This is a genomic window from Streptomyces sp. NPDC054975 (genome assembly GCF_053609105.1).
Genome location: NZ_JBSGWV010000003.1, coordinates 120,424 through 147,353, shown reverse-complemented (window position 1 = coordinate 147,353; position 26,930 = coordinate 120,424). Strand labels below are relative to the sequence as shown.

Annotated in this window: 30 protein-coding genes and 1 pseudogene; 16 read left to right on the top strand and 15 right to left on the bottom strand. The window is 69.4% G+C overall.

Features of this window, described 5'->3' with window-relative positions; all coding sequences use genetic code 11:
* Positions 1-77: 77 nt before the first annotated feature.
* The 3 genes from ACWF79_RS05555 to ACWF79_RS05545 all read right to left on the bottom strand — a co-directional run bounded on the left by ACWF79_RS05555 (position 78) and on the right by ACWF79_RS05545 (position 1,364).
* On the bottom strand, positions 78-212 hold the full coding sequence (locus ACWF79_RS05555; protein ID WP_453726738.1) for a hypothetical protein: 135 nt from the start codon (positions 210-212) through the stop codon (positions 78-80).
* Positions 209-1,012 (bottom strand): alpha/beta fold hydrolase, encoded by an 804-nt coding sequence (locus ACWF79_RS05550; protein ID WP_453726737.1) that lies wholly within the window; start codon positions 1,010-1,012, stop codon positions 209-211. The genes ACWF79_RS05555 and ACWF79_RS05550 overlap by 4 nt, the downstream gene beginning before the upstream one ends.
* Before the next feature lie 181 nt (positions 1,013-1,193).
* The gene (locus ACWF79_RS05545; RefSeq protein WP_453726736.1) at positions 1,194-1,364 is read right to left on the bottom strand and encodes a hypothetical protein; all 171 of its coding nucleotides are present in this window, start codon (positions 1,362-1,364) and stop codon (positions 1,194-1,196) included.
* 403 nt (positions 1,365-1,767) lie between these two features.
* Here ACWF79_RS05545 and ACWF79_RS05540 point away from each other — a divergent pair, with 403 nt between their 5' ends.
* Entirely contained in the window at positions 1,768-2,976 is a 1,209-nt protein-coding gene (locus ACWF79_RS05540; protein ID WP_453726900.1) for a glycosyltransferase, read from the top strand.
* 157 nt (positions 2,977-3,133) lie between these two features.
* Positions 3,134-4,012: a YihY/virulence factor BrkB family protein gene (locus tag ACWF79_RS05535; RefSeq protein WP_453726735.1), complete on the top strand. Its 879-nt coding sequence runs from the start codon at positions 3,134-3,136 to the stop codon at positions 4,010-4,012.
* Between the two features lie 56 nt (positions 4,013-4,068).
* On the opposite strand, the gene ACWF79_RS05530 is transcribed toward ACWF79_RS05535, so the two are convergent.
* From ACWF79_RS05530 to ACWF79_RS05520, 3 genes are all read right to left on the bottom strand, one after another.
* On the bottom strand, positions 4,069-4,836 hold the full coding sequence (locus ACWF79_RS05530; RefSeq protein ID WP_453726734.1) for a restriction endonuclease: 768 nt from the start codon (positions 4,834-4,836) through the stop codon (positions 4,069-4,071).
* The gene (locus ACWF79_RS05525) at positions 4,833-5,042 is read right to left on the bottom strand and encodes a hypothetical protein (RefSeq protein WP_453726733.1); all 210 of its coding nucleotides are present in this window, start codon (positions 5,040-5,042) and stop codon (positions 4,833-4,835) included. The genes ACWF79_RS05530 and ACWF79_RS05525 overlap by 4 nt, the downstream gene beginning before the upstream one ends.
* A 445-nt stretch (positions 5,043-5,487) precedes the next feature.
* Positions 5,488-6,246: a carbonic anhydrase gene (locus ACWF79_RS05520; protein ID WP_453726899.1), complete on the bottom strand. Its 759-nt coding sequence runs from the start codon at positions 6,244-6,246 to the stop codon at positions 5,488-5,490.
* A 429-nt stretch (positions 6,247-6,675) separates the two neighbouring features.
* On the opposite strand from ACWF79_RS05520, the gene ACWF79_RS05515 reads away from it, so the two are divergent.
* Together ACWF79_RS05515 and ACWF79_RS05510 are read left to right on the top strand one after the other, a co-directional pair.
* A complete protein-coding gene (locus tag ACWF79_RS05515; protein ID WP_453726732.1) occupies positions 6,676-7,242 on the top strand; it encodes a hypothetical protein in 567 nt (188 codons plus the stop codon).
* 15 nt (positions 7,243-7,257) lie between these two features.
* A complete protein-coding gene (locus ACWF79_RS05510; protein WP_453726731.1) occupies positions 7,258-7,890 on the top strand; it encodes a hypothetical protein in 633 nt (210 codons plus the stop codon).
* Between the two features lie 137 nt (positions 7,891-8,027).
* On the opposite strand, the gene ACWF79_RS05505 is transcribed toward ACWF79_RS05510, so the two are convergent.
* Positions 8,028-8,339 carry a hypothetical protein gene (locus tag ACWF79_RS05505; RefSeq protein WP_453726730.1) on the bottom strand — a complete coding sequence of 104 codons (312 nt, stop codon included), beginning with the start codon at positions 8,337-8,339 and terminating at the stop codon, positions 8,028-8,030.
* Between the two features lie 26 nt (positions 8,340-8,365).
* Between ACWF79_RS05505 and ACWF79_RS05500 the strand changes: the two genes are divergently transcribed.
* The 4 genes and pseudogenes from ACWF79_RS05500 (at position 8,366) to ACWF79_RS05485 (ending at position 11,753) form a co-directional block, all read left to right on the top strand.
* Positions 8,366-10,147, top strand: a complete 1,782-nt coding sequence (locus ACWF79_RS05500; RefSeq protein ID WP_453726729.1) for an MFS transporter — start codon at positions 8,366-8,368, stop codon at positions 10,145-10,147.
* A pseudogene (locus ACWF79_RS05495) lies at positions 10,138-10,386 on the top strand (IS5 family transposase); the annotation flags it as partial. The gene ACWF79_RS05500 and the pseudogene ACWF79_RS05495, both read left to right, overlap by 10 nt.
* A 259-nt stretch (positions 10,387-10,645) precedes the next feature.
* Positions 10,646-10,819: a hypothetical protein gene (locus ACWF79_RS05490; RefSeq protein WP_453726728.1), complete on the top strand. Its 174-nt coding sequence runs from the start codon at positions 10,646-10,648 to the stop codon at positions 10,817-10,819.
* A gap of 478 nt (positions 10,820-11,297) precedes the next feature.
* Positions 11,298-11,753, top strand: a complete 456-nt coding sequence (locus ACWF79_RS05485; protein WP_453726727.1) for a DUF6228 family protein — start codon at positions 11,298-11,300, stop codon at positions 11,751-11,753.
* Between the two features lie 424 nt (positions 11,754-12,177).
* Here the strand turns inward: ACWF79_RS05485 and ACWF79_RS05480 are convergent, their stop codons facing one another.
* Positions 12,178-12,303: a hypothetical protein gene (locus ACWF79_RS05480; RefSeq protein WP_453726726.1), complete on the bottom strand. Its 126-nt coding sequence runs from the start codon at positions 12,301-12,303 to the stop codon at positions 12,178-12,180.
* A complete protein-coding gene (locus tag ACWF79_RS05475) occupies positions 12,300-12,716 on the bottom strand; it encodes a hypothetical protein (protein ID WP_453726725.1) in 417 nt (138 codons plus the stop codon). Before ACWF79_RS05475 ends, ACWF79_RS05480 begins: the two co-directional genes overlap by 4 nt.
* 221 nt (positions 12,717-12,937) lie before the next feature.
* On the opposite strand from ACWF79_RS05475, the gene rpmF reads away from it, so the two are divergent.
* The 3 genes from rpmF to ACWF79_RS05460 all read left to right on the top strand — a co-directional run bounded on the left by rpmF (position 12,938) and on the right by ACWF79_RS05460 (position 15,866).
* On the top strand, positions 12,938-13,108 hold the full coding sequence (gene rpmF / locus ACWF79_RS05470) for a 50S ribosomal protein L32 (RefSeq protein ID WP_453726724.1): 171 nt from the start codon (positions 12,938-12,940) through the stop codon (positions 13,106-13,108).
* A 6-nt stretch (positions 13,109-13,114) separates the two neighbouring features.
* Positions 13,115-14,275 carry a GTP-binding protein gene (locus ACWF79_RS05465; RefSeq protein ID WP_453726723.1) on the top strand — a complete coding sequence of 387 codons (1,161 nt, stop codon included), beginning with the start codon at positions 13,115-13,117 and terminating at the stop codon, positions 14,273-14,275.
* A 349-nt stretch (positions 14,276-14,624) separates the two neighbouring features.
* On the top strand, positions 14,625-15,866 hold the full coding sequence (locus ACWF79_RS05460; RefSeq protein WP_453726722.1) for an NAD(P)/FAD-dependent oxidoreductase: 1,242 nt from the start codon (positions 14,625-14,627) through the stop codon (positions 15,864-15,866).
* Positions 15,867-15,962: 96 nt separating this feature from the next.
* Here the strand turns inward: ACWF79_RS05460 and ACWF79_RS05455 are convergent, their stop codons facing one another.
* Entirely contained in the window at positions 15,963-16,622 is a 660-nt protein-coding gene (locus ACWF79_RS05455) for a TetR/AcrR family transcriptional regulator (RefSeq protein WP_453726721.1), read from the bottom strand.
* Between the two features lie 171 nt (positions 16,623-16,793).
* Between ACWF79_RS05455 and ACWF79_RS05450 the strand changes: the two genes are divergently transcribed.
* Positions 16,794-17,912, top strand: a complete 1,119-nt coding sequence (locus tag ACWF79_RS05450; protein WP_453726720.1) for a serine hydrolase domain-containing protein — start codon at positions 16,794-16,796, stop codon at positions 17,910-17,912.
* 69 nt (positions 17,913-17,981) lie between these two features.
* Here the strand turns inward: ACWF79_RS05450 and ACWF79_RS05445 are convergent, their stop codons facing one another.
* The 5 genes from ACWF79_RS05445 to ACWF79_RS05425 form a co-directional block, all read right to left on the bottom strand.
* Positions 17,982-18,173: a hypothetical protein gene (locus ACWF79_RS05445; protein WP_453726719.1), complete on the bottom strand. Its 192-nt coding sequence runs from the start codon at positions 18,171-18,173 to the stop codon at positions 17,982-17,984.
* 396 nt (positions 18,174-18,569) lie between these two features.
* On the bottom strand, positions 18,570-19,736 hold the full coding sequence (locus ACWF79_RS05440; protein ID WP_453726718.1) for an esterase-like activity of phytase family protein: 1,167 nt from the start codon (positions 19,734-19,736) through the stop codon (positions 18,570-18,572).
* 183 nt (positions 19,737-19,919) lie between these two features.
* Complete coding sequence (gene thpR / locus ACWF79_RS05435) at positions 19,920-20,540, bottom strand: RNA 2',3'-cyclic phosphodiesterase (protein WP_453726717.1); 621 nt, start codon at positions 20,538-20,540, stop codon at positions 19,920-19,922.
* Positions 20,537-23,011: a SpoIIE family protein phosphatase gene (locus ACWF79_RS05430; protein ID WP_453726716.1), complete on the bottom strand. Its 2,475-nt coding sequence runs from the start codon at positions 23,009-23,011 to the stop codon at positions 20,537-20,539. Before ACWF79_RS05430 ends, thpR begins: the two co-directional genes overlap by 4 nt.
* Positions 23,008-25,161 (bottom strand): SpoIIE family protein phosphatase, encoded by a 2,154-nt coding sequence (locus tag ACWF79_RS05425; RefSeq protein ID WP_453726715.1) that lies wholly within the window; start codon positions 25,159-25,161, stop codon positions 23,008-23,010. The genes ACWF79_RS05430 and ACWF79_RS05425 overlap by 4 nt, the downstream gene beginning before the upstream one ends.
* A 143-nt stretch (positions 25,162-25,304) precedes the next feature.
* Here ACWF79_RS05425 and ACWF79_RS05420 point away from each other — a divergent pair, with 143 nt between their 5' ends.
* The 4 genes from ACWF79_RS05420 (at position 25,305) to ACWF79_RS05405 (ending at position 26,925) form a co-directional block, all read left to right on the top strand.
* Positions 25,305-25,436, top strand: a complete 132-nt coding sequence (locus tag ACWF79_RS05420; protein WP_453726714.1) for a hypothetical protein — start codon at positions 25,305-25,307, stop codon at positions 25,434-25,436.
* A 155-nt stretch (positions 25,437-25,591) separates the two neighbouring features.
* A complete protein-coding gene (locus tag ACWF79_RS05415) occupies positions 25,592-26,125 on the top strand; it encodes an FxLYD domain-containing protein (protein ID WP_453726713.1) in 534 nt (177 codons plus the stop codon).
* A 166-nt stretch (positions 26,126-26,291) separates the two neighbouring features.
* Complete coding sequence (locus tag ACWF79_RS05410; protein WP_453726712.1) at positions 26,292-26,543, top strand: antitoxin MazE7; 252 nt, start codon at positions 26,292-26,294, stop codon at positions 26,541-26,543.
* Positions 26,544-26,547: 4 nt separating this feature from the next.
* A complete protein-coding gene (locus ACWF79_RS05405) occupies positions 26,548-26,925 on the top strand; it encodes a toxin Doc (protein WP_453726711.1) in 378 nt (125 codons plus the stop codon).
* Positions 26,926-26,930: the final 5 nt, after the last annotated feature.

Below are 26,930 nucleotides of genomic sequence, written 5' to 3'. Positions count from 1 at the left end.
GCAGAGCGGGAGAGTTGGAAACGGCCTGGTTCAGGGCCGGGCCCATGGGCGGGGCGCGGTCCCAACGTCGGCCCGGTTCAGGGCCGGGCCCATGGGCGGGAGGCGGTCCCACCGTCGGCCCGGGACCACCCTTGGACGGTCATGGTCGGCCGGTTCGGGGTGTTCTTGGCGAGGCCGACCATGGCGATGACGGCCTGCAAGTAATCGATCACGGCTCCTTGGAACGCCGAGCCAAGCCGCTCCGGGGGCAGCCCGGTTCGGACAGGAACTCCGCGACAGCGGCGGCGAAATGGGCCGGAGCATCCTGGTGCACGACATGACCGGCAGGCAGCTCGACAAGACGGGCCTTGCCGGCTCGACGGCTGATCATTTCGCCGGCATGGGCAGCCGCCAGTTCATCGCTGCGCGTTCCACGGATCAGCAGAGTCGAGCAGGCCACCGCCGTCCAGTCCTGCCAGTGGTCACCGTTGAGTGCCTTCTGGGACGCCACCGTGTGCTCGATGTCGAACGAGAACCCCCAGCCGTTCTTCAACCGGCGGAAGGAACACTCCAGATAGGGAGCCGTCGAGCCCAGCGCGGCCACCAGATCCTGGCGCGACGGCGCAAGGCCGGGCAGACGCAAGGTGAATGACCAGTCACAGTCCACCACCGCGCCGATGTCCTCGACGATCAGCGCACGGACCTGATCCGGCTGCCGGGCAGCGTACTGGTATGCGTTCACCCCGCCCAGCGAGTGGCCCAGCACTGCCACCGGCCCGATGCCCAGATGCCGGTGGAAGGCAGCGACATCGGCGACGTAGTCGTCCCGCTCGTAGCTTTGAGCACGATCGGACTCGCCGTGCCCGCGTTGATCGAGTGCGATCACCCTCCATCGCGGCGCCAACTCCTCAGCCAAAGACGCGAACGCCGACGCCTCGTTGTAGTGCCCATGCAGGGCCAGAATCGGAGTACCGGGACCACCGAAGTCCAGATACGACAGTTTCCGCCCGCCGACCATGAAGAACTCACGCATGGCGTGGATGCTAAGCGGCAGCACTGACACCCCCTGGTTGACCAGCAGCCGACGGAGACCAGAACCACGGCCTCATCCAGAACGAGCCGCACCCGACGGGCATCCCTCACGAACTGCCCTCTGAGTGGCATGCGCGCGAATCGCGGACCGTCCGACCGGGTCCTCGATCACCGGGCAGCTCCTAGCCTTCGGTGTCGTCCGCGCCCTCGGGGTGCCCCTGACGCAGGGAGCGTTGAAACTCACGGAAGGCTGAGATCAGGTCTGGGAGCTGACGCAGGGTTGAGGCGGCGAAAGTGATCAGCAGTCCTGCAAGCCCGAAGACAGAAATGATCACGCTGGTGGCGGCATCCATGAGAGGGAGCATGCATCTGGCTTTTGACCAGCACAAACAGAGGCCGCGACACTCTCCCCACCTGCAATTAGGGGGATTTACGATCAGTCCGATATCGGCCTTTTGAAAAGCCGCCCGTGTTGACCAGCGGCGCCGTCCATACAACTACACCATACGTCCACGGGTGAGCGACACGAAGACTGCGCGCCTGCTTTCTGAATGCCGCCTCGCGCTTTGTCTCAAAGTGGCCGTTGAGTGGCTGAGCCGCCCTTCTTCCGAGGCGGGGACAGCGGGCCGCTCGCCCGGCTCTACACCGAGGGGGTCCGGCAGTAGCGCTGTGCTGCCCACTCGTGCACGAAAGCCAGCGGGTCTCCTGTGGCGTCGCGTCCGGGTGGGCCACACTGGCGGCGTGCGAATCGTGATGATGACGGCGGGGTCGCGGGGCGACGTCGCGCCGTACACGGGTCTGGGCGCCGGACTCGTACGGGCCGGGCACGAGGTGACGTTGGCCGCGCACGCGGTGTTCGAGCCGCTGGTTGCCGGTTCGGGCGTGCGCTTCCATCCGCTGCCGGTGGATCCCCGGGCCGAGTTGCACTCCGAGCGGGGCAGGCGGCTGCACGGCGCGAGAACCGGTGCGGGAAAACTGGTACGGCTCGTGTCCATGGCCCGGGAGGTGGCCGACGAGCTGACGGCGGCCTTGGTGGAGGCCTCGCGGGAGGGTGACGTCCTGCTGATCGGCGGTGCGCTGGGGCCGCTCGGTACCGCCATCGCGGACGGCCTGTCAGTACCGGCCGTGGGACTGCATCTGCAACCTCTTCACCCGACCGGGGAGTTCCCCGCCCCGATACTGGGGACGCGGTCACTGGGCGCGGTGGGCAACCGGCTGAGCGGACGGGCCGTCATGGCCTCGGTGGAGCTGGTGTTCGCCGGATCCGTTCGGTCGCTACGACGGCACGGACTCAAGGCGACAGGCCGGTCGCGCCGGCGCCGGGAACGGGCGGTGTTGCACGGCTACAGCGAACTCGTCGTCCCCCGCCCCCGGGACTGGCATGCAGGGCTGGAGGTCTCCGGGTACTGGTGGCCGCATGAGACCGGGCAGCTCCCGCAGGAGCTGGAGGACTTCCTCGCCGCCGGACCGCGCCCGGTCTTCGTCGGCTTGGGCAGTGCCACCGTCCCCGACCCCGAGGGAGTGAGCCGGGAGATCGTCGCCGCACTGCGTGCGGCTGGAATGCGCGGCGTCATCCAGCGGGGTTGGGCGGGACTGGATGCCGAGAGCGACGACATCCTGACCATCGACGAGGTTCCGCACTCACTGCTGTTCCCGCACATGGCCGCCGTCGTTCACCACGCGGGTGCGGGCACGACCGGTGCCGTCCTGCGGGCCGGGGTGCCCACCGTGCCGGTGCCGGTCCAGTTCGACGCTGCTTTCTGGGCGTCCCGGCTGACCGCGCTGGGAACGGCCCCGGGGGTGGTACCGCTACGCCGCCTCACCTCCGCTGCCCTGGGCGGCGCCCTGCGCCAGGCGACGACGGACGCTTCCTACCGCACGCGCGCCCGCGCACTGGCCGACCGCCTGGCCGCGGAGGACGGCATCGCGCCGGTACTCGCCACCCTCGACCGGTTGGCGCGCTGACCGCCCAGCAGCCGACGTACCCGCCCTGAGGTCTCCGCCGCGGGATCCTCACGGCCCGAGCACGATTAGGTGATCGAAAAGACCCCCTACCTACCGCCTGACGGAAAGGGGGCCGCGGGAAAGGGAGGATGAGAGCGGCGACGCCGGGCATGAGGGCATGGTGGCATCGAACACTCTCCGCACGCACCGGAGCACTCCAGGGAACCGCACCGTCGAGCTGCTGAGACGGATGCGCTCAACCCTGCGCAGCACCGCCGTACGCCTCTGGCACGACAACATCGCCGACTGCGCGGCAGCTCTCACCTACTACGCGGTGCTGGCGCTGGTGCCCGCCCTGCTCGTCTCCGTCTCCCTGGTCGGACTGGCCGGGGCCGACGCCCGCGAGCGCCTGATCCTCGACCTCACCTCCTACGCCCCTCCCCAGTCGGCCCAGGTGCTCCGCGAGGCTCTGGAGGGCCTCGCCTCGGCGCCGTCCTCCCTGTGGGTACTGCTCGTCAGCGGCGTGCTGAGCGCGCTCTGGTCGGCTTCCAGCTACCTGGCGGTCTTCCGCCGTGCCCTGCACACGATGCACCGGGTGCCCGACACACGGCCGCCCCTGCGCGCGGCGCACATTCTCGTCCTCACCGCAGGCATGCTCCTGGCCCTCCTCGTCGCGGGCGCCGCGAGCCTCGTCGCGACCGGGCCCGTGGCCCGCCGGCTGGCAGCGGCCGCCGGCTACTCGGGCGCGAACGCCATGGCTGTCCTGCGGTGGCCGGTGCTCCTTGTGATCGTCACGGCCCTGATCCTCATCCTCTTCCGGACCGGTCCCGCTCAAGCCCGCGGAATGCGCCGGGGTTTTCCGGGCGGCGCGCTGGCGGCGTTCCTGTGGCTCGGTGCTTCGGCGCTCTTCACCCTCTACGCGCAGTTCGGGGCTTACAGCCGCCTCTACGGTTCACTGGCGGGGGTCATCGTCTTCCTCGTGTGGCTGTGGTTGACCAACCTGGCACTGCTCGCCGGTGCGCAGTTCAACGCGGTGCTCGCACGGGCGAGGAGATGATCCGGCGCCCGGCGGCGAGCACCGATCGCGCCGGCCTCTACTGAACTAGGCCGCGCTCAGGAGCCGGGGGCAGGACGGCGCGGGGAGGGAACCGCGCCCAGGAGTTCCCACAGCGGGGCGGAGCCCGCGGCCCACTGAGCGAGCAAGTGGCGGTCCACCAGATGGAGTTGCTGGGAGCGTGCGAAGTCGACGGCTTTGCCGGTGAAGCGGCCGTTGGTGACCAGCACGACGACGTCGCCGTGGTGGACGGGGCGACCGGTGCCGTTGAGGACGTGCAGGTCCGGGGTCCCGACGGCGGAGCCGGCAAGGCCGGCCTTGCGGTGCTTGCACTGAATGACCCACAGGCGACCGAAGGGATCGGTGGCCTTCACATCGGCGCCGTTGTCGCCTGCCCCGCCGACCCGGATCGCCTGGGAACAGCCGTCCCGGCGCATCAGGTCCCGTACCGCTTCCTCGAACTGACGGTGGTGCAGGGCATCGATCTGCGGCAGCGCGTAGCGCAGTCCCTGTTCCCGTACGCGGTTCCAGCGGGCGGCTTCCCGGCGCCGGTACACCCACGCGCCGCCGGCGGCCGCCGCGATCAGCACGAGGACGACCGGTACCCACGGGTGAGCGGCCAGCCACCGCAGCGCGCCAACGACCAGGCTCCAGACCACGGCGAGGACCAGGAGCAGCAGACCGACTTGCTCCCCGCCGGACGCCCGCCGCAGACGGCGGGACGCGGTACGGCGCCTGGGCGCGGGTCGGCGGCGGGAGGTGGAGGTCGTGCGGGCCCGGCGCGCGGCCGGGGAGCGGCGGGTGCCCGGCCGGGATCGTGAACTCACAGGCCGGCCCCCGAGACGCCGCGCACCAGCTGGCCGATCCCGTTGTAGATGCCTTGGCCGAGCGAGGTCGGCGCGATCAGGATCCCCAAGGCCAGGACGAGGAAGGCGGTGTTGCGTTCCTCGACACGGCTTCTGGCCTGGGTCCTGCGGCGTAGCCGCATCACCACGACGACCGCGAGCAGCACCGCCACATTGATCGTCATCATGCGCAACCCACTCCCAGCCCGCCCGCCCTCGCATCCAGACCGCTTCCGGGCCGCCCCGCAGCGACCCCGCATCAGTGCAGCCGATCACGCACTCGGAGCGCAGCGAGTCAATGAACGATGGCGAGAACCCCGCCGGAAGCTGTCTGGTTGCTGTCTGAACAACGCTGGGCCTCGACGATGACGACGACGTTCCCGGCAACAGCGAGATGCCGCAGAGAGAGGTGCTTGCTCTTCAGCCGGCGAACAGCGGCTGATCGCCGGTGCAGGCGACGAACAACGACGGGAGGCAGCCGCCCATGTCGCTCCTCGAGCCACTCCCCCGGCAATAACGGCCGGGCCAACCCATGCGGCACCATCCACCAACGGGCCCCAACGCCCGCCGGGGCCTCATCTCCAGCCCCGTAGCCGGCGACGACGTATCACCGGCCACGAGCGGAGAGTTTGGTCAGGCGATCCGGTGAACGAGCTGGTTCGTCAGTTCGTACCGGGCGCCGACGATCGACAGCTTCCCCGTAGCGACCCTCGCGGCCAGGTCGGGCTCTGCGGCGAGCCTGGACCGCACGAGCCGCACCTGAGCGTTGATCGTCGCGTCGATCCGAGCACCGCCCTCGACCGAGTGATCGATCGCGGGCTTGATCTGGTCAGCGATGTACTGAATGTGGGTGGGTAGCTCCTTGCCCGTTTCTTCCGCGTGGACGGCCGCGGACACCGCGCCGCAGGACTGGTGCCCGAGCACCATGACCAGCGGGACACCCAGTTCGAGGACGCCGTACGCCACGCTTCCCAGGACGGCCTCGTCCAGGACCTCACCGGCGGAGCGCACCGTCATCAGATCGCCCAGCCCCTGATCGAAGACCAGCTCCGGAGGCACGCGGGAGTCGATGCACCCGAGAACGACGGCGAAGGGATGCTGCCCGGACACTGCTTCACGCCGCACAGCATGCGTCTCGTGGGGGTGCTTCTCGCGAAAGGTGCGCCAGCGCCGATTGCCTGCGTTCAGTTCTTGCAGGGCCTCTTCAGGGGTCGTAGGCCGCGGCCGGTTGGGCGAGTGCGTCCGGGCCGATGCGGCCGGAGCGCCGAGAGCCCAGGCGCCTGCGGTGACGGCAGTTCCGGTGAGTGCGGCGCGGAGCAGCTGGCGGCGGCGGGGAGATGTCGCGGACGACGTACTGACGTCGGATATGTTCGGTTCAGAAGTGGAATTCACGGAGCGAAAGTACGCCCGAACCAGTCCCCTCAGCGTTGGATTACTGAATGCACAGCGCTTCTTTGGCTGGTTTTGAAGGAGCACTGGTGAGTCCTTGGGGACGGCAGTGCGGAAGGCCGGCGAGGGACGCGGCCGGTCCCCGCCCGCTCAGCGACGGACAGCCGAGGAGACGGCCGCCATCGGGGACACCGGCGTCGGCGGACGAGGGCTGAGCCCCGCTCGGCCACACCCTCACCCTCGCCGTCGCCCTGATGGCTGTCAGCCACGCTCCCTGATGCGAGGCGGACCGCGAGCGAGCGGGTGCCGACGGTGTACGCCAAGGTCGTCGCGCCGGGGGCAGGGGCTTCTCACGCCCCTCGGCCGTTTCAGGCCTACCGGCGTGGGCAGCCGCCGTGAGCACGAATGGTAGACAAGCCAAGGGGTCGGGCCATGTCCACAGGAACACTTCTGGCCATCATCATCCCCATCGCGGTGGTGATACTACTGATCGCGCTGGCCATCGTTCTGGACAGGCGGCGCCGGAGCCGCCTGCGTGAGCGCTTCGGTCCCGAGTACGACCGCACGGTCGACGAGGCCGAGAGCAGGCGGGCCGCCGAGCACGACCTCGATGCCCGCGAGAAGCGCCACGACTCCCTCGACATCAAGCCACTGCCGAGCGGGGCGAGAGATCGTTACGCGCAGAAATGGCGTGGAGTCCAGGAAGAGTTCGTGGACCGCCCCGAGGAGGCGGTGCACGACGCCGACCGGCTGGTGACCGCGCTCATGCACGAGCGTGGCTACCCCACGGAGGGCTTTGAGCAGCAGATGCGGGACCTCTCCGTGGAACACGGCCGCACGATGGAGCACTACCGGTCGGCACACGAGGTCCAGACGCTGAGCGCGTCGCAGCGGGCTACTACTGAGCAGCTGAGAGGAGCGATGGTGCACTACCGCGCACTCTTCGACGAGCTGCTCTCCGACGGAAACGAAAACCAGGCCGACCCCGGTCGGTCCTGACGCGGAGGGCACGCCATGCGTGACCACGACATACCGGAACGGGCTGACAGCGGCCTGTCCACCGAGGACATCGCCAACCCGTCCCCACCCGGTGACGAAGCAGACGACAGGCAGGCTTCCGAGCCGCCACCCGTGTACCCCGGCGAGAGCACCGGCACCCCCGGCCTCGGCGCCGACCGAGACGCCGGCACGCTGGAGGAACGCAGCGGCGAAGAGTACGAGCGCACGCCCGCGGACGAGAGCGGCCAGGGGTACGAGAGCACCCAGGAGGACGAGAGCGCGGAGCCGAGCGTCAGGGCCCAGGGCTACGAGGGCAACGAGCCTTCGCGGGAGGGCACGGGCGAGGACGCCGAATCGGGTGGCGCCGACGCGGACGAGACCCCACAACTTCTGTCCAACGAGGACGAGGAGTCCTTCCGCTCCCGCTGGCACGACATCCAAAGCCTCTTCGTCGACGACCCCCGTGAGGCCGTGCACGCGGCCGACGGTCTGGTCGCCGACGTGATGCAGACTCTCGCCGCCACATTCGCCGACCACAAGTCCCGGCTGGAGGGGCAGTGGAGCGAGGGCGAGGACGTCGACACGGAGAGCCTGCGGGTAGCCCTGCGCCAGTATCGCTCGTTCTTCAACCGGCTCCTGAACCGCTGAAGACCGTTCGGCCGCCCGACGAAATGCGGAGCCACGGCCTGAACCAGAGTGTGATCGCCGAGCTGCGGCTGAGCGCTTGAGTTGGCCCGTACGGCCAGGTGGCTGCTCAGCCAGAGCCGGCCCTGCCGGGCCAGAACCTAGCGGCCAACGGTGCTCCAGTCGGCGGGGGCCAGCAGAACTGAGCGGCCTGCGGCGTGATCGCGGAGGCGCCAGGTCAGTTCCCGCAGGTCGTAGGCCGGGAAGCGCACATGGAGCATTTGCAGGCTGACCCGCGACGCGAGGTCCGCCTGCAACACCGCCCTGTCCATCGACTGGATCGTCACGTCCCACGCGTCCGGGGCGCCCAGTGCGCCACCTGACAGCACGTAAAGGTGTCGAACCCGCACTCCCAGGTCGCCTTGATCGTGGGATGCGAGCTGTTCGTCGACCTGGGCGTGGCGGCTACCCACGCGGACGCGACAGCTCATTGGAGGGCATGAAATCAGCCCAGTCACAACCCTCCGAGAGTCATGAAATTCTCAACTCAAAAATCCGCCGGAGGGCACAGTATTGCTCCGTCCGCAATTCCAGCAGAGGGCATACCGTCCGTTCAATCGCAACAGCATTGACAAGAAACTCTGAGATTGACGGCGTCGCGGAATTTGCCTATGGTCCAGTCGTTCAGTTCCCCGCCGATCGACATCCGAAGGTGTTCATGACCGCGCCTCCAGCGTTGCAGAAATCCAGGCAGCAGTTGATTCTTGCCGTCCTTATGTTATGTTCGCTGTTGATTTGGCTAGAAAATACCGTCCTGAGCACTACGCTGGAGACCCTTTCAGACCCGGTCCGTGGACTGGGGGCCAATCCCGGCCAGCTGCAATGGGCGACGGGTTCGTACACTCTGACTTTCGCCACATTGATGTTCACTGCAGGCGCATTGGGCGATCGCTTCGGTCACCGGACTGTGTTTTCCAGTGGGTTGATGATCTTTGCCGGGTCCTCGCTGTGGGCGGCGTACGCCAGCGATGTGGGCCAGCTGATTGCGGCTCGAGCTGCGATGGGGCTGGGCAGCGCGCTGATCACGCCCGCCATGATGGCCATCCTCATGTGGACCTTTACTGGCCCCGCGCGGGCTGCCGCGATCGGAATTTTCTCGACGTCGGCCGGCGTCGGGATGGCTGGCGGCCCGGTGCTGGCCGGGTTCCTGCTCGATCATTTCTGGTGGGGCTCGGTATTTCTGATCAATGTCCCGGTCGCGGCACTGACGTTGGTCGGGCTCGCCGTGCTGGTTCCGAATTTCCGCAGCCCCACTCGGCGACCACTGGACCCCGCTGGAATGTTGCTGTCGATCAGTGGACTCGCGGCGTTGGCCTACGGGCTGATTCGGGCGGGTCAGGTGACTGAGTGGAGTCGTACCGACGTTTGGCCTCCGACCGCGGTCGGCCTGGTTCTGCTGGCTGTTTTCGTACTCGTCGAACTGCGCGTCAAGGTGCCCAACTTTGATCCGCGGCTGCTCGCGGAGCGCACTTTTGGCGGCGGAAATCTGGCGCTCGGATTGCTGCTCTTTGGCGTGGCTGCCATCACCTTCTACAACGCATTCTACCTGCAAGGCGCGCTCGGATTTTCGCCGATGAAGGCGGGGTTGGCCAATATCCCGACCGCATTCGGCGCGCTCGCGGGAGCGCCCCTTGCCGCGCGCCTGGTTCGCCGCCTGTCTCTGCGCCTCGTCACCGTGCCGGCGCTGATCGTGGCTGCGCTGTCCATGGGCGGATACGGCTTCCTCGGACTCCAGACTCCCCTCGTCTGGATCGAGCTCCTGTTGTTGATACAAGGCCTCTCGATCGGCATGGTGATCGGCCCCGTTACGGCCGCATTGCTCAGCAACCTGCCCCTGGAACAGGCCGGTGCAGGATCGGCCGTCACCAACACCGTGCGACAAACCGGCAGTTTGATCGGAATGGCAGTAGGCGGCACGATGATGTCGATCACGTACCGACGTGCGATCGAACCCTCGCTGGAGGGTGCACCCGGCCCGGTGCAGGATCAGGCACGAGTCTCCGCCGAACAGGCCCGCCACGTCGCCGCCGCAATCCACCGGCCCACTCTTGCTCAGGCTGCTGATGATGCGTTTATCCATGCTATGCATGTCGGTTCGGGCTGGATCGCGGTCATCGCACTCCTCGGAGCAGGTGTGCTGCTGATTTCCTTGCCTGCTGCCGAAAAGAAGAAGGGTCCGATAACGGAGCAGGACGACGAAGAGGCCCTCAGCTCCGTCTGAGGGTGTATGGCAGATGCACCAGCCCGGAGAAGGCCGACCAGGCGCGCAACCGCCGGAAGCTCGGCTCTCATGGTGGCCGGCCGCCTCATGTCGACCAGGCCGACCACCGCGAGCGCCACGCGGTCGAGTGCGGGATCAACCGCCTCAAGCGGCACCGCGCTGTTGCCACGCGCTACGACAAGCTCGTCGTCCGCTATGAGGCGACCGTCCTCATCGCAGCCATCAACAAGTGGCTGTGACCCATGCCCGTCGGCCCTGGCCTCTGCCGCGCCTTCCCTCTTGTGCTGCGTGATCCACATCGTTGGGGGGGGATCATGAACTTCAAGCGGCATCGCAGACCGTTGGCCTTCCTGCTGCTGACGGCGTCAGTCGTCCTCGGTGCTACGGCCGTGGCCGGACTTGAGTCGGGAACGTAAGTACGTCCTGTTGCTGGGATGGCTCGCCCTGGCCGCGCTGACTGGGGCAGCCCTCTTGGGTCGGACGAAGTCCTCACTGCGCGTGCCTCTGGTCACCACGCTGCTCGTCATCGGTGCACCGACGTTGCTTCTCGGCGGCTTTGTCTCCGCTGCGTTCAGTGGCTCGGACGAGGAGGTGCAGACTGAGCCGGCCCCCGATCGCGGCGACCGCCAGCTGCTCGTGGTGGCGCGGAGCGGATCTCTCGACCCGGTTTGATGCGTCTACGTCGACCAGGGGAAACCGCCGTTGGAACGCCGCCGGACTGTCGGCTGCTTCAACGGCGACTCCGAAGACAATGCGCTCAGCGAGACCGTGTGGACGGCTCCCGACCGAATTCGCATGACCACCCAGGGAGGCGCGGTCCACGAAGTGACCATGGCCTCGAACGGTCGGCCCGACCGGTTTGTTTCCGTCGGCTAGTGACCGGGGTGCGGATCGTCTTGACACCGTCGAGGGCTGCACCGGAAATCCGGGCGACCTGCCGAAGAATTTCCGACCCAGGTCACTAGATCACTTCCGACACACGGCCTAGCAGTGACCATGTCCGCGAGCAGAGCGCTCACGCCGTCGTGCGGCGGCGATCGCGAGTACCGCGACAAGCAACCGGACCGCATTGCGGCAGGCCGCCCTCACTCACTCCGCCGGAGATGAATCCGAGTGACGGCACACGTAGCCGTGACCTAGCGTTCTGCCCATGACCTCTGTCGATGACGGCACTGACGTCGGGTCCCGCGTCACCATCCGCTGCCAGGACAATGCGTCCATCGGCGTGAAGTTCTGCGACCGGTTCTCCTTCGACGCAGACTCTGTGCACTATGCCGTCGAGGTTGGGGCCCCGGGTCTGACCGCTCGCGTCGACGAGGTCGTCGCCTGGCTCTGGGACAGCGGCCTCGCCTCGTTTCTGGAAGGGCTGGCCGCCGACTACCGCGGGTGGGACGGCGAACGGAGCTGGCAGACCGACGACCGGGACTTGGCGGTCTCTGCCGTCTTCCGCTCCGCCGGGCACATCGGACTGACCTGGACCTTGCGTCCCTGGCGGAAGGCCGCCGGCGGCTGGAGCGCATCAGTGACCACCTGGCTGGAGGCCGGCGAGCAGATGGCTTCCCTGGCGTCCGACATCCGGCAATTCCTCGCCGGAGAGCAGAAGTGAGACCGGCTCGGGCATCACCATCATCTGGACACTAGGGGCAGGGTGAGGGGCCGCCTGCACCTCGGCTGCGGCACAGAGACCGTCGGGAGTCGTCGCGGAGAGTGACAATGCGGTCGGTTGAAAGATAGTCACGAATCCCGGCTGCGCGACTCGAATGCTTGCTGCGTAGCCTCCGCGCATGACTGATGATCCGTCCCGGTGCCTCTGCGTCAAGGTGAGCACCCTGTCGGGGTCTGGACAACGGAACCCTGACCTCGAAACGCGCCGACCAGGCACAGACCAACGCTGTCGCGAGGAGCCACTGGAACCTCTGGAGCATGGTCCCCTTGCGGAGAAGTTCAAATCCGGCGCGTCCGTGGGCCTTTCGTCCAGCCCCAGCGAAACTTGGCCGTTCTCGGCGATGACTGACCACTGAGAAGCTGCGTCACTCCCCTGCGGCCAGCACCTCTTTGGCGCGGACCGCGAAGGCTTCACAGGCATGCTCCGCAACCTCGCCGCGGGCGAGCATGTCGAACCTATCGGCAGCGAAGAAGATCTCTCGCGTCTTCACCGTATCTCAGCGGCCCGCTCGACAAGCTGCTGCGCCTGCGGGCCGAGCGCGACGAGGCGGAGCCGGAAGACGCTGCTTCGGATCTCCACATAGAGCCGGTACGACTCGGCCCGGGCTGTCAGGGCGGCCTCGGAGTCGGGTGCTGCGTGCTGGCTTGTCCACCGGTCGTACTGTGCCCGCCGGTATTCCTCCGCCAGGGCAATGAAGTCGGCGCAGGCATCGAGAAGACGCTGGTGGCTTCGCTCGCGGTCAGCACGGGCAGCAGACCGCGCTGCGATCTTCTCCTGGTAGCGGTGTGCGACGACAGCACCCAACAGTGTTCCCATGACGGCGATGGCGGCCGCAATGATCCCCGACACAACGCCCAGCCCATCATCCGGCAGTGCGCGCCGGACAGAGCGCAAATCGGCCACCGCCCCGCCCGCGCCGGACGGCTGACATTCAGGTCCGGCCCCTACCCCTTCGACAGTCCACTGATCCGGTGGAGTGGACGACGCATGGGTCCCGGGTGCCGAGCCGTCGCGCCGGGTCGCGCCGTCTGTACCGGGTGGCCCGCCCCGACAGCGCCAGATTGATAATGGAATCCATTTTCATATAGCCTCTCGGTGTCAGAACCGAACCGAGGAGTCTCACGATGGCCGTCCCCAAGCGGAAGATGTCCCGCAGCAACACCCGCCACCGCCGCGCCCAGTGGAAGGCGACCACGCCTCAGCTCGTGCCGTTCACCGTCGACGGCGTCGTCTACCAGGTCCCGCAGCGCCTGGTGAAGGCGTACGAGCGTGGTCTCATCCAGCCGGAGGGCTGAGCGGTCATGACGTTCACCGACCGGCTCCCCGTGACCGTGCTCTCTGGGTTTCTCGGGGCCGGGAAGACCACGCTGCTCAACCATGTGCTCGGCAACCGCGAAGGGCTGCGGGTCGCGGTCATCGTCAATGACATGAGCGAGGTCAACATCGACGCGGCGCTCGTCCGCTGCGGTGAGGCGGCCCTGTCCCGGACCGAGGAGCGGCTGGTCGAGATGACCAACGGGTGCATCTGCTGCACCCTGCGCGACGACCTGCTGGAGGAGGTCGACCGGCTCGCACGGGAAGGCCGGTTCGACTACCTGCTCATCGAGTCCAGCGGCATCTCCGAACCCATGCCGGTCGCCGCGACGTTCTCCTTCCCCCGCGACGACGGCGCCATCCTCGGCGACCTCGCCCGCCTGGACACCATGGTGACCGTCGTGGACGCCGCCGGTTTCCTGCCGGAACTCGACGGGGGCGACGAACTCGTCACACGCGGCCTCGACCAGTACGAGGACGACGAGCGCACCGTCAGTGACCTCCTCATGGACCAGGTCGAGTTCGCCGACGTCATCGTTCTCAACAAGCTGGACCTGGTCGGGCCGCAGGAGGCGCGCCAGCTCCGCGCCGCGCTCGCCCGGCTCAATCCGCAGGCGCGGATCGTCCCTGCGGTGCGCGGACAAGTTCCCCTCGAACACCTCCTGGGCACCGGCTTGTTCGACGTGGAGAAGGCGCAGCAGGCTCCCGGCTGGGTGAAGGAGCTCAACGGCGACCACGTGCCGGAGACCGAGGAGTACGACATCTCCTCGCTGGTGTTCCGCTCCGACCTGCCCTTCCATCCCGGACGGCTGTGGGCCTTCGTCACCAAGGGCCTCGACAGTGGCACCTTCGGGCGCGTTCTGCGCTCCAAGGGGTTCTTCTGGCTCGCCAGCCGGCCACGGGTGACCGGACTGTGGTCACAGGCCGGCGCCGTCGCCCGGTTCGAACCGTCGGGCGCCCGCGGTACGGAGACCGCTCAGGGCCAGGAACTGGTCTTCATCGGCACCGGCCTGCGCGTCGACGCCCTCCGCGCCGCCTTGGACGCCTGCCTGCTGGCGCCGGGAGAGAGCGTTCCCACCGACGACGACTTTCCCGCCTGGGAGACGTACGGCATCGAGGACGCCTGCGAGCACGAGTACGTCCCCTGAGGCCGCGGCCCCTCACACTCCGGGCCGGACGGTGGTCGCAGCCACGGCACCGTCCGGCCCGGCCCTCCGCAGGGCGGGCCGTTGCACTGGTAGATGACCGCGCCCCCACCTCACGTACGGCGGTCTTTGAAAGTCCCGCCAAGCGTGACACGGTCGTCACACAGTGTATTCACCTCCGCAGCTCACCCATGTCCTCCGGAAGAGGGCCCGGACAGTCGTCCACGGCTCGGTGGGAACCGGAGGCGAGCCTGGTCTAGCGTTGAAGATGCGCACCGCAGCAGCGACAGACACCCCGTCCGCCCGCAGACGCTCCGCCAGGCGCGGTGTGCTTGATCGGCAGGTGAGGTCCATGACCAGAACGGCCGGCGCGTCCGGTGCCGAAAACCAAGACCATGACGTGATCGTCGTCGGCGCGCGGTGCGCAGGTGCCCCGACCGCCATGCTTCTCGCCCGCCTCGGTCACCGGGTCCTTCTCGTCGACCGGGCGACGTTCCCGAGCGACACGATCTCCACCCACTTGATCCACCCGCCCGGCCTGGCCGCGCTCGAACGCTGGGGACTGCTGGACAGGGTCGTCGAAACGGGTTGCCCCGCGATCGACACCTACGCGTTCGACCTGGGTCCCTTCGTGATCGCCGGGTCCCCTGCCGGTGAGGGCTTCGACGCCTCCTACGCCCCGCGCCGCACGGTCCTGGACAAGATCCTGGTCGACGCCGCCGCAGAGTCGGGCACCGAGGTGCGAGAGGGATTCACCGTCGACGAGATCCTGTTCGACGGCGAGACGGTCACCGGAGTCAAGGGGCACGGCAAGGACGGGAGGACCGCCACCCACCACGCCCGGATCGTCGTCGGCGCCGACGGACTCCACTCGTCCGTCGCGAAGGCGACTGCCGCCCCGGGTTACGCGGAGAAGCCGAAGATCAACGCCTACTACTACACCTACTGGGCCGGACTGCCGATGGACGGGACGTTCGAGGCGTACGACCGCGAGGACCGCGCCTTCGCCGCATGGCCCACCAACGACGACGAGACCTTGGTCATCTGCGCGTGGCCCATGCGCGACTTCGAGGCCAACCGCAGTGACATCGAAGGCAATTACCACGCGACACTGGCCCGCGCGCCGGCCTTCGCCGAACGGATCTCGAAGGCCACCCAAGCCGAGCGGTTCGTCGGCATGGCCATCCCCAACTACTTCCGCAAACCCTACGGACCCGGCTGGATCCTCGTCGGTGACGCCGGGTACTTGAAGGATCCCATCACCGCACAGGGCATCCAGGACGCCTTCCGGGACGCGGAGCGGTGCACCGAGGCACTCGACGACGTGCTCGCCGACCGCCGGCCGTTCGACGAGGCCATGCGATCCTGCCAGGAAGTACGGGACTCCGAGGTCATGAGCATGTACGAGTTCACGGCCGAGTTCGCGACGCTGGAACCGCCACCCCCGGAGATGCAGCAACTGCTCCTCGCCACCTCCCAGAGCCGCTCGGCACAGGACGAGTTCGCCCGAGTGACGGCCGGCGTGACGCGGCCGGAGGAATTCTTCGGACACATGCAGGAACGCATGGAGCACCAGGCACCTCACGCCGCCTAGCCGGAAACCCCGGCCGGTCCTGCCGCGGGCCTTCCCGCCGGACGGGCGAGCACAGGGCGCGGGTCGGATGCCCCTGTGCTTGCCCGAGCCGGCCGGCTAGTTCGGGCGGATCGCTGACTCGATGTCGGCGAGTTGGGCGGCGAGGATCTCTTCGAACGCGGCGCGGCGATCCGCTCCGAGGGGTCGGACGTCGCGGGCGAAGTGGGCCAGGGCCGGGAAGCGTTCGGGGTCGGCGCCCAGAACCGACACGCGGAACAGCTCCATGCCCTGTTCGTACTCTCCGGGGGTGAGGGTGCTGACCGCGGCCTCGGAGGCGATCAACGCAGCGATGAGTACCGCGATCCGGTGGTAGCGCACCGGGATCTCCTCGTCGGGCAAGCCCGATGCGCGCAGGGCCTGCAGCACCTCTTCCACGACCAGCCGGGAACCGGTGCCGCCCGAGGCGTAGCGCCCCCAGATCGCGGCGAGTTGGGGCTGTTGCCCGAAGGCCTCTCTCACATGCAGGGCCAGGGTCGTGATGCGCTGCTTCCAGTCCCCCTCGGGGCGGTAGCCCTCCATCGCGGCCAGCAGGATCCGGTCGGCGACCGCGCGCATCAGGTCGGTCTTGCTGCGGAAGTGCCGGTAGAGGCTGGAGGAGTCGGTCCCGAGGGCCGCGGCCAGCTTGCGCACGCTGAACGACTCCGCGTCGCTCGTGCGCAGCAGTTCCTCCGCCGCGTCCAGGATCTCTTCGGTCGACCAACGCTTTCGGCCTGCCATTTTGCTCCTCTCGCCGAACCTCAGCCTACCTGTGCACTTGGTGTTGCACGCACCGCGTGCATAATGAGTGCATGAGCGTGCCGGACGGGCCGGCACGCCACTCGTGCCCTGTTGTCCGGGTCGGGCGAGCGATGCGGCGCTCACGCCGGGGAACACGAAAGGACGCATGACGTGAAGAACCCACTGGATTTCGCGGCACTGGACGCAGCCGTCGAAAACATCCACCGCGCCGGGATGCCGGGCTTGTTCGCCGAGGTGCGAGACGGCGACCAGGTCTGGCGCGGCGCAGCCGGGGTCGCCGACCTCGCCACCGGCCGCCCCGTCACCGCCGACATGCGGCACCGCGTCGGCAGCATCACCAAGACCTTCACCGCCGCCGCGGTTCTGCAGCAGGTCGAGAGCGGTCCGATCGATCTCGACGCACCGATCGGCCGGTACCTTCCGAAGCTGGTTCCCGGAGAGCGCGGTGAGGCGATCACGGTCCGGATGCTCCTCAACCACACCAGCGGCCTCGCCGAGTACCTCCCGTACGCCTACCCCTCCCTCAAGGCGTACCCCGCCCTCGCGGACACCGGGCCCCAGAGCCTGGACGACCACCGGTTCACGCGGTTCGACCCCGCTGACCTGATCGAGATGGGCGTCACCGCACCTCCTGTCGGCGCCCCGGGCGGCACTCCGGGGCTGTACTCCAACACCAACTACCTGCTCCTCGTCGAACTCCTGGAGCAGGTGACCGGCACAACGGCCGAGCGGTACATCACCCGGAACGTCATCGAGCGCGCCGGGCTCCGGGACACCGAACTTCCCGCCGGACCGTGCGTCGACGGGCCGCACTCGCTGCTCTACGAGGCGTGGTTCGGCATGATCGACCCGCCGCGCGACTACAGCGTCTACGACATGTCATGGGTGGGGCCGTCGGCGTCGCTGATATCGACCGTCACGGACGTCAACCGCTTCTTCCGCATGCTGCTGGCCGGGGAGATCGTCAGTCCGTCGTCGCTGGCGCAGATGCAACGCACCGTCCCGGTCGTCTCCCAAGAGGGAAAGACGATCGACTACGGCCTCGGCCTGCACCCGATGGACGCTCCCGGTCACGGCACCTTCTGGGGCCATGGCGGCACGGTCTGGGGTGGTGGAGCGCTGGCCATGACGCGTGCCGACGGCAAGCGTCAGATGTGCGTCGCGGTGAACCTGCAGAGGTGGAACAGGCTCGACCCCTCCGGCAAGCCGCAGCCTCATCCCATCGACCACGCGCTTGCGGCCTTCCACCGCGTGGCGATGTACGGCTGACCCGGGCGTCGGTGACGTCCAGTCACTGACCGAGACCCCGATGGGCAGGCCGGGGGTGATGCTTTCCCGTCAGGCAGCGACGGTGTCGACCGCGGCCGTCTCGGGCTGTGTCGGCAGCACGACCAGAAAGCAGTCGGACTCCAGATCCATGACGACCGTGGCCGGTACGCCCTCGCGCTGCAGGGCGGCGGCACACTCCTCGGCAGGCCAGACGCCACGGGGCGCTCCGGCCGGGAACGTCTCCAGAATCTCCGCCTCCACGACACCCTCCCGCTTCCTTGCGACGAATGCTCCTCATCTGCGGATGCCCTCGAACCGACTCGGCACACCCAAGTCCTGGGGCAGAACGGTGCGTGGGATTCCTGGAGGGGTCAGACAGGTGCCCCGCGCTCCAGTGCCTCCGCACGGGGCCTGGTTCGCCAACAGTCCGGCTTCCACCGTCGATTCATGGACGAGTATCGGTTACCGCTCTCGTACGGTCCGATACGCGACTTCATGATCACGCAGCACGTCCAGGCGGCACACGCCGAGGCCGAGCGGCAGGCCGGGTTGGCGCAGGTTCGTCGATTCTGGGCCTCAACAGGACGAGCCGGGTGGGCCGTTACCAGGGCGGTGTCCGTCCGGGCACGGCCCGGGGTGGCCTTCGGGTGCCGCTGTTCAGCGGAGGGCGAGCGCGACGATCTGCGTGACCGCGTCCTTGTCGAAGTTGTCGTCGCTGACCAGGATCAGGGAGCGTTCACCGGAGGGCAGGACGGGGCCCCAGGTCATGCCTTCGGTGTTGTCGACGGTGGACAGACCGAGCGTGTCGAAGTCCGCGACGAGCTTCTTGCGCATCGGGACAACGGGCTGTCCGGCCAGGGATTCCACGGCCTGTACGTCGGTGGCTCCCCTCGTGGTGGCCTCGAACAGGCGGATCTTGTATCCCGCGCCGGCGACCCAGGTGCGTTCGAGCACGAGGTAGCGGTTCGGGTCGTCGGGGAAGGCGAGGAGGGACGGTACGCCGGTGTCCGGGCCCCACGGGCTCGTCGGGTCGGACTCGGCGAAGATCTTCTCGACGGGGTACGCGAACTGCGCGAGCACCCGCCCGCCGCGGGTCTGTTGCGTGACCCGGACGAGCGCGCCGTGGGTCAGGTCCGGCACCGGGCCGTCCTGGATCAGCGGGCCCTCGACCGCACTGGTCACCACCGCGCCCCGGGCGCCGAAGGTGAATGCCTCGACCGCCTGGTTCCGGCGCGGCCCGCGCTCCTCCGTGCTGATCGTGTAGTTCTGCGGCAGCCGCAGCCGGCCGCGATGGGCGCCGTCCGTGGCGGCGTACTCGATGGAGGGCTGGATCACCGGTCCGCCGGCCGCAGTGGGCCGGTCGCCCTCCTGCGCCCACCAGTAGTGGCATCCGGCGGGGTCGACCCGGATCTCCTCCGGGTCGACGGCCTTGCCGTCCCCGAGGGCAGGCGACGGGTAGAGCGAGCCGTCCGGCTGCCGGAACGGGCGGGTGCCGGTGAAGTCGACGGCGTGCACGCCGTCACCGTCCACGTCCAGCTTCGCGGTGTAGAAGCGCGCAGGCTGGAGGAAGGACCGGTCGTCGCTGATGAGCACGTACTCGCCCGTGCAGCGGTTGCGGTCGATACCGGAGAAGCCGCCAACGGTGGTGCCCTGGAAATCGAGCTTGTACGGGACGGTCTTCTCGCCGAGCAGGCGGGCCTGCACCGCGCTCTCCAACTGCGGTCCGGAGTCGCCGGGTTGGGCTGCGGCAGCTACCACGGGGGTCAGCGTGGACGTGAGAAGCAGGGCCGCGGCGCACGCGCGGCGCATCAGGGAGGCACTCATGCCGATGATCATGACCCGGCCCGCACGCACGACGCAGTCACCCACGCGGGTATTACTTCCGGTGCCAGGCGACCGTCCCGCCACCCGGATCAAAGGTCGGATCGTCAGGTGTTCGGAGGATCGTCGGCCGGTGCGGGACGGGTCGCGCCGTTCGGACCGTACGGTCGTGGTGTTACGGGTGGTTCAGTGACCGCCGCCGAAGTGCCAGGAGTCGACGTCCCGGTAGTGGATCGGGCCGGGGCCCCTGGCCGTGTTGCTGGCGACCAGGTGCAGGCGTGGGGTCGGCCAGGGGCGGCCGCAGAAGGTGTCGAGTTCACACGCGGCGTCCACCACGGACGCCGGATCGTTTCGGCGGGCGCGGGCCAGCGTGAGGTGCGGGCGCAGCGGGCGGTCCTCGATGAGGATCCCGCACGCCTTGACCACCGCGCGTACTTCGGAGGCCAGCAGGTGCAGGCCTTCGAGGTCGCCGTCGATCCCGCTCCACAGCACCCGTCCGTCGAAGTGTCCGCCGCCGCGCAGCGCCAGCTTCAGAGGGGCGCGTGCCGCCGCCAACTCCGCGAGCGGCGGCTGGAGGAGCCCTACGGCCCCGACCGGGAGTTCGCCGAGGAACGCCAGGGTGATGTGCCAGTCCTCGATGCGGTTCCACCGCATGCCCGGGTACGCCTCGTAGGCGGGCCGCAGCGCCCGGGCGAGTTCCGCCTTGGCGTCGTCGGGCGGCGCGAGCGCTATGAAGGCCCGGACGGTCGGGGTCTGGTTCTGATCGTTCACGGAAGCCTTCGTATCGCACGGCGCAGGTCGGGTCATGCGGGGGGTCCGAACTCCTGCTCCGCCCAGATGGTCTTGCCGCTGCGGCTGTAGCGGCTGCCCCAGCGGGTCGTGAGCTGAGCCACGAGGTAGAGGCCGCGGCCGCCCTCGTCGGTGAGCCGGGCCCGGCGCATGCGGGGGTGGGTGGCGCTGGGGTCGGACACCTCGCAGATCAGCCGGCCGGCGCGGATCAGCCGTACCCTGACCGGGCCGCCGGCGTACCGGATGGCGTTGGTGACAAGTTCGCTCAGCACCAGTTCGGTGGTGAAGACGAGCTCTTCAAGGCCCCACGCGCGCAGTTGTGCCGCCGCGGCCCCCCGTGTCGTGCCCACCGCCGCCGGATCGGGCTCGACCTCCCAGGCGGCCACGTTCTCGGGCGGTACCGCTCGGGTACGGGCGAGCAGCACGGTGACGTCGTCCCCGAGTCCGACGGCGGGGCGGCCCGCCACGATCTTCCTGCCGAGGTCGCGCAGAGGCCCGGTGAGGGCGCCGGGGCGGGCGAGGTGGCCGGCCAGTTCGGCCATCCCCACGTCCAGGTCACCGTCCCGGTTCTCGATCAGGCCGTTGGTGTACAGGGCGATGACGGTGCCGGGGGCCACGTCGACCTCCGTCGTCTCGAACGGCAGACCGCCGACACCGAGCGGCGGGCCCGGGTCGACCGGCAGGTACGACACGTTGCCCATCGGATCCGCCACCGCCGGCGGTGGATGCCCGGCCGATGCCACCACGCACGTACGGGACACCGGGTCGTAGATCGCGTACGCGCAGGTCGCGCCCGTGGAGGAGGAGGACGGGTGGCGGTCGCGCCATCCGTCGTCGCCGGCGTCCAGGCCGTCGTCCTCGGAGTCCTCGTCGGCCGGGTCCTCGGGTTCGGCGACCAGCTGGGCGACCAGGTCGTCCAGGTGCGTGAGCAGATCGTCGGGTTCAAGGTCGAGATCGGCGAGGGTGCGGACGGCCGTGCGCAGTCGGCCCATGGTGGCGGTGGCCGCGAGTCCGTGTCCGACGACGTCCCCCACGACCAGCGCGATCCGCGCGGAGGACAGCGGAATGACGTCGAACCAGTCTCCCCCGACGCCGGTCGAGGTGCTGGCGGGGAGGTACGTGCCCGAGGTAGTCGCCGCCGCGGTCTCGGTCTGCGTGGGCGGCAGCATGCTGCGCTGCAGGCCGACGGCCGCCCGGTGCTCGCGGGCGAAACGGCGGGCGTTGTCCAGTGCGAGGGCCGCGCGGTCGGCGATCTCGCGCAGCAGGTCGTGGTCGGCCTTCTCGTACAGGCCACGGTCGGCGTGCCGGCCCACTGAGACCCGGCCGAGGACCATTCCTCGCGCGCGGAGAAGGGCGGTCATGGTCGTCGGGTAGCCCCCGACGACCGCCTCTGCCTCGATCCTGGTGCCGACCTCGGTCCCCGCGCCGGTGACGGGGGCGGTGGTGCCGGTGTCCACGATCGGGGCGGCGACCCGAACCACGGTCGAAGCCGGCGGGTGGTCCCCTTCCGCGGGCCGCCCCGCGACGGCCGCACGGCGCAGCACCAGCCGGCCTTCCTCGTCGGGTACCGGCTCCTCGCCCAGCGACACGGCGTCCGCGATCTCCATGACGGCCAGGTCTCCGAGACCGGGTACGAGCGCCGCGGCCAGTTCCGCGCAGGTGTCCTTGACCGAGAGCGAACCGCCGACCGAGCCCGTGGCCCGGTACAGCAGTGCCAGGCGCTCGCCCGAGCGACGCAGTTCGGTGACGTCGGTGAAGAGGGCGGTGAGCCCCAGAACACCGCCGTCGGGGGCCTGCAACCGGAACGCCGAGATCGTGATGAACACCCCGCCGGCGGGATCCTCGACGGTCCGCAGAATCTGTTCGGCCCCGATCAACGGCCGGCCGGTGCGCAGGACCTCTCGTAGCTGCTCCTCGACCGCCGCCGCGTCCCCGGGCCACAGAAAGTCCGACAGGCGGCGTCCCCGCAGGTCGGAGGGTACGCCGGTGTAGGGCAGGAGGTGGGTGTTGGTCCGGAGGAGCCGGAGCCCCGAGTCGAACACGGCGAGACCCACGCGGTCCTGGAGGAACAGCTCGTTGACGAACGACCGGTCCTGGTTCCAGCGGGTGGCAAGGGCCGCCGGGGCCGCCAGCACGAGGCACCCGGCCTCGTGCCCCGCCCGGTACTCCCCCGCACCGCCGTGACCGTCGCCCTCGGTGAGGCCGAACGCCTTGAAGACGACGGGCAGTTCCCCGCCCTCGCCGGTACGCAGCACCGCCTCGCCGTTCCGTTCCCCCTGGGCGTACGCCTCCACGAGCGTCGCCCAGGAGAGGGGGTTCGCGAGGAGGGCGCGCGCCGGGCGGCCGACGACGTCCGCGGCGGACCGGCCGAGCAGTGCCCGGGCTTCCGGAGTCCAGCCGCTCACCACTCCCCGTGCGTCGAGCAGGGCGGCGGCGGTCTCCTCGGAGAAGGGTGGGAGGCCATCCCTGGGGACCGCGCTGCCGTTCACGGTGCCTCCTCCTTCCCGCCGTGCCCGTGGTTCCGAGCGTGGTCCTGGCCCTGGTCCTGGTCCTGGTCGGGCGGGGGCTGGGCGCGGGCGATCAGCAGGGCGACGTCGTCGTGGTCGTCGGGGCGTCTCAGCGCGCCGAGGAGCAGGTCGCAGGTTTCCTCCAGCGGAAGGGAGGAGGACTGCGCGAGCAGGTCGGTGAGGGCTGCCAGCCGGACGTCGATGTCCTGGTCCCGCGTCTCGACCAGGCCGTCGGTGTACAGGACCAGGTCGTCACCGGCGTCGAACGGTATCTCCACGGTCTCGAAGGGGACGCCGCCCACGCCGAGGGGCGCGCCCGTGGGCAGGTCGAGCAGCTGCGGGGCGAGGCCTGCCGGCACGTGCACGGGTGGGGGGTGCCCGGCGCAGGCGAGGCGGCAGGTCCTCCGGTGGGGGTCGTACACGGCGTACACGCAGGTGGCCATCGCGTCGTCCAGGTCGGCGGCGGTACGGTCCAGCTGGTTCAGGATCACGGCGGGGGCGAGCCCGAGTCCGGCGAGCGTGTGGGCCGCGGTGCGCAGTTGCCCCATGGTCGCGGCGGCGTTGATTCCGCTGCCCATCACGTCCCCCACGACCAGGGCCGTCTTGTCGTCGGGCAGCGGGATGGCGTCGAACCAGTCCCCTCCGACCTCGACCGCGGCCGACGCGGGCTGGTAGCGGGCGGCGACGTCGAGCCGCTTCAGGCGCGGCGGGCCGTGCGGAAGCAGGTGGCGCTGGAGGACGAGTGCGGCCTGGCTCTGGTGGCGGTACCAGCGGGCGTTGTCGATCGCGACCGCCGCGCGGGCCGCCAGCTCCCCCGCCAGCAGGACGTCGTCCTGGTCGAACGGTACGGAGTTGCGGGCGCGCTTCAGGTCGAGCACGCCGAGGACGACACCGCGGGCGCGCAGGGGGACGGCGAGGTAGGAGTGGACGCCGGCCTGCCGCAGGAGTGCCGCGGCGGAGCCGTCACGGGCGATCCGGGCCAGGTCGCTCTCGGTGACGTGCTCCACGAGGACGGGCCGGCCGGTGCGGGCGCACCAGGTGACCAGCCGCTCCGTGTCGTAGCGGGCCGGTTCCCCGACCGGGTCGGCGGCCTCCTCGGCCGGGCTCGGGTACGCGGACTTCACCGCGAGTGCGCGGAACACCGCCGTTCCGGGGGCTGCCCTCGTGCCCCGCAGATGCGGCCCGGTCAGGATGGACTCCAGGACGTCGACGGCCGCGATGTCGGCGAACTCCGGCACCACCAGGTCGGCGAGTTCGTGCGCGGTGAGGTCCAGGTCGAGCGTGGTGCCGACGCGCTCGGAGGCGTCCGCGACGACCGCGAGGCGTCGTCTTGCCTGTGCGGCGGCCTTGGCCGCGCGGTGCTGGTCGGTGATGTCCACGACCGACGCGGCAACCCCGATGACGAGCCGCCCCGGGGTCTGCAGCCGGTAGAGGGACATCGACCACACCCGCTCCCTTCCGCCGGGGCCGACGGACCCCCGCAGGGTCCGTGCGAGGACGGGAGTCCCCGTCCGCAGCACTTCTCGGAGCGTCGATTCCAACGCGGCGACGTCGGGTGACGCCACCGCCTCGCGGAACGTACGGCCCAGATGGCTGGCGGCGGGTCGGCCGTCGATGCGTTCCAGAGCCGGGTTGACCAGGATGAACCGAAGGTCGGGGTCCAGGACGGCCAGGCCGACGGGTGAGTGGGCGACCAGGCGGGAGGAGAGGGAGAGGTCCTGTTCCACACGCCGTACCGTGGTCCGGTCGGAGGCCAGACCGAGGGCGTAGAACCGGCCCTGGTCGTCCTCGAGGCGGGTGTTGCGGATCTCGACCGGGATCGTGCGGCCGTCCTTGTGCCGTATGGGAAACGTGCCGGCCCAAGGCCCGCCGCCCGCGATGACGCGCTCGAACAGGGACAGCACCAGGTGCTGGTGACGCTCCTCGACCAGGAGCCGGGCGGCGGGCCGCCCCAGGGCCTCGTCCGCCGGGTACCCGAAGATCTTCTCCGCCTGCGGGCTCCACAGCACGATGCGCCCGCTCGCGTTCAGTACGATCGCGGCCACCCCGAGTACGTCGAGAAGACCGCCCGGTTCCAAAGCAAGGTCGCTGCCCGCCGCGTCCGGGCCGGCAGGAAAAGCCGCCGCGCTCATCCAGACCGCATCCCTCCTCGCGCCCCCACGACTGCCGCCCCCGCCCGCGTCCGCGGACGCACGGGTCCCCTCCATCATCCCGCCGCAGGAGCGGACCGCCAGTTGTCGTGCCCAGCCTGCGAGGGACGCCGTCCCGACCGTGCTTGGACGAGGACTCGTCCGCCCGGCACCTCACCGATGCCCTGACGGCTCTCGTCGCAGCCGGGATCATCGCCGACCAGCCGGTGGAGCCCCTCGTCCGGCTGCTCTCGGGAGCCATGAACGAGGCCGCCTAGTGGATCGCGCGGGGCGGGGACCGACAGGACCCGGAGCAGGCGCTCGACCGGCTTCTGGCGGGGCTGCGCACCGAGCCCTGACCAGGGGCACCCGCGGATGCCCCGCCTGGAGCAGTACGCATGCGTCCGATCCGTCACGGACGGACGCTGTGCGTATGTCGCATCAGGAGCCGCAGCCCGGCTGGGGCACGCCGCCGGCGGGGCAGGGAGCACCACCCCCTCCCCGTAAGGGCAGGACGGGCAAGATCCTCGGCTTGTCGTGCCTGGGTGTCCTCGTGCTGATCGTCGTGGTCGTCGCCGCCCTCGCCGCGAGCGGAGGGGACGACGAGCCTGACCGGACGCCGACAAGCCCTGCCACGCGGCCCACGGCGGGCGAAATGACGGCCTCCGGGCAGCCGGAGGAGGGCGACGGCCCACGAGGGGACGTGCGGATCAGGGCCTGCGAGGTGGACCCGGTCACGAAGTGGGCCGGCGCGGAGCTGCTGATCACGAATCGGTCCAGCAAGGCCAGCAACTACATCGTGCAGGTCGAGTTCGTCGACGCGTCCGGCAGACGCCTGAGTGAGGCGGTGGCAGCCACCAACAACCTCGCTCCGGGGCAACAGTCCGAGGTGACGGCGCAGGGACTGGACCAGATCACGACCAAGGTCACGTGCCGGATCACGGACGTGACCCGGTTCGCCTCCTGAGCACTGCGCAAGCACGCGCGGCTCCGACAAGGAAGCCTCGTGGCGTGAGGTGGGCGAACGCGGGCTTCACGCACCCGTGTTGGCTTCCCGGGTGGGCGGGCGGCGGTTCGTTCCCCCTCGGCATCCAGGGTAGCCATGCCGGTATACCACGCGGCATACTGGAGCCATGGCAGACACCACGGTCAAGATCGACGACACGACACGGGACCGGCTCAAGGCGCTGGCGGACGGCGCGGGTATGTCCATGAAGGACTACCTCGCGCACGTGGCGGCCGAGAAGGAGCAGGAACGCCTTCAGGAAACAGCGACGGCTGCCTTCCGCCGCGCGATCACCGCGTCGGGCATCGTGGACCGGTTCGACGCCGAGTTCGGCGGACTGCCGGCGGCGGCCAAGCGCGAGAATCCGCGGGCGGTCTGAGCCCGTGGACCTGCACATCGACCACCGGTGGCTGCTGGAGCGCCAGGAGGACATCCTCCGTAAGGACCTCACGGTCGACGACCTCTCGGTACTCGTCGGCATGGCCGCCCGCCACCGCGTCAACACCCCGCGTCTCGACCAGGCAGACCCGGACGCCTTCTGGCGCGCCGCGGTGTTCTTGGAGGAGTGCGTCCTGCTCCGCCCGCTCCCCGCCCGGAACGAGCTCTACGGGTACGGCATCGCCATCGCCTACCTGGAGGCGTCCGGCCACCATGTGGACACGACGTTCGAGCCGTGGCGCGACCTGGTCAACGACATTCGCGCACTCAGGCTGAACTCCTACGACATCGCCGATCGTCTGCGGTCCTTGGGTATCTCCTGAGGGGT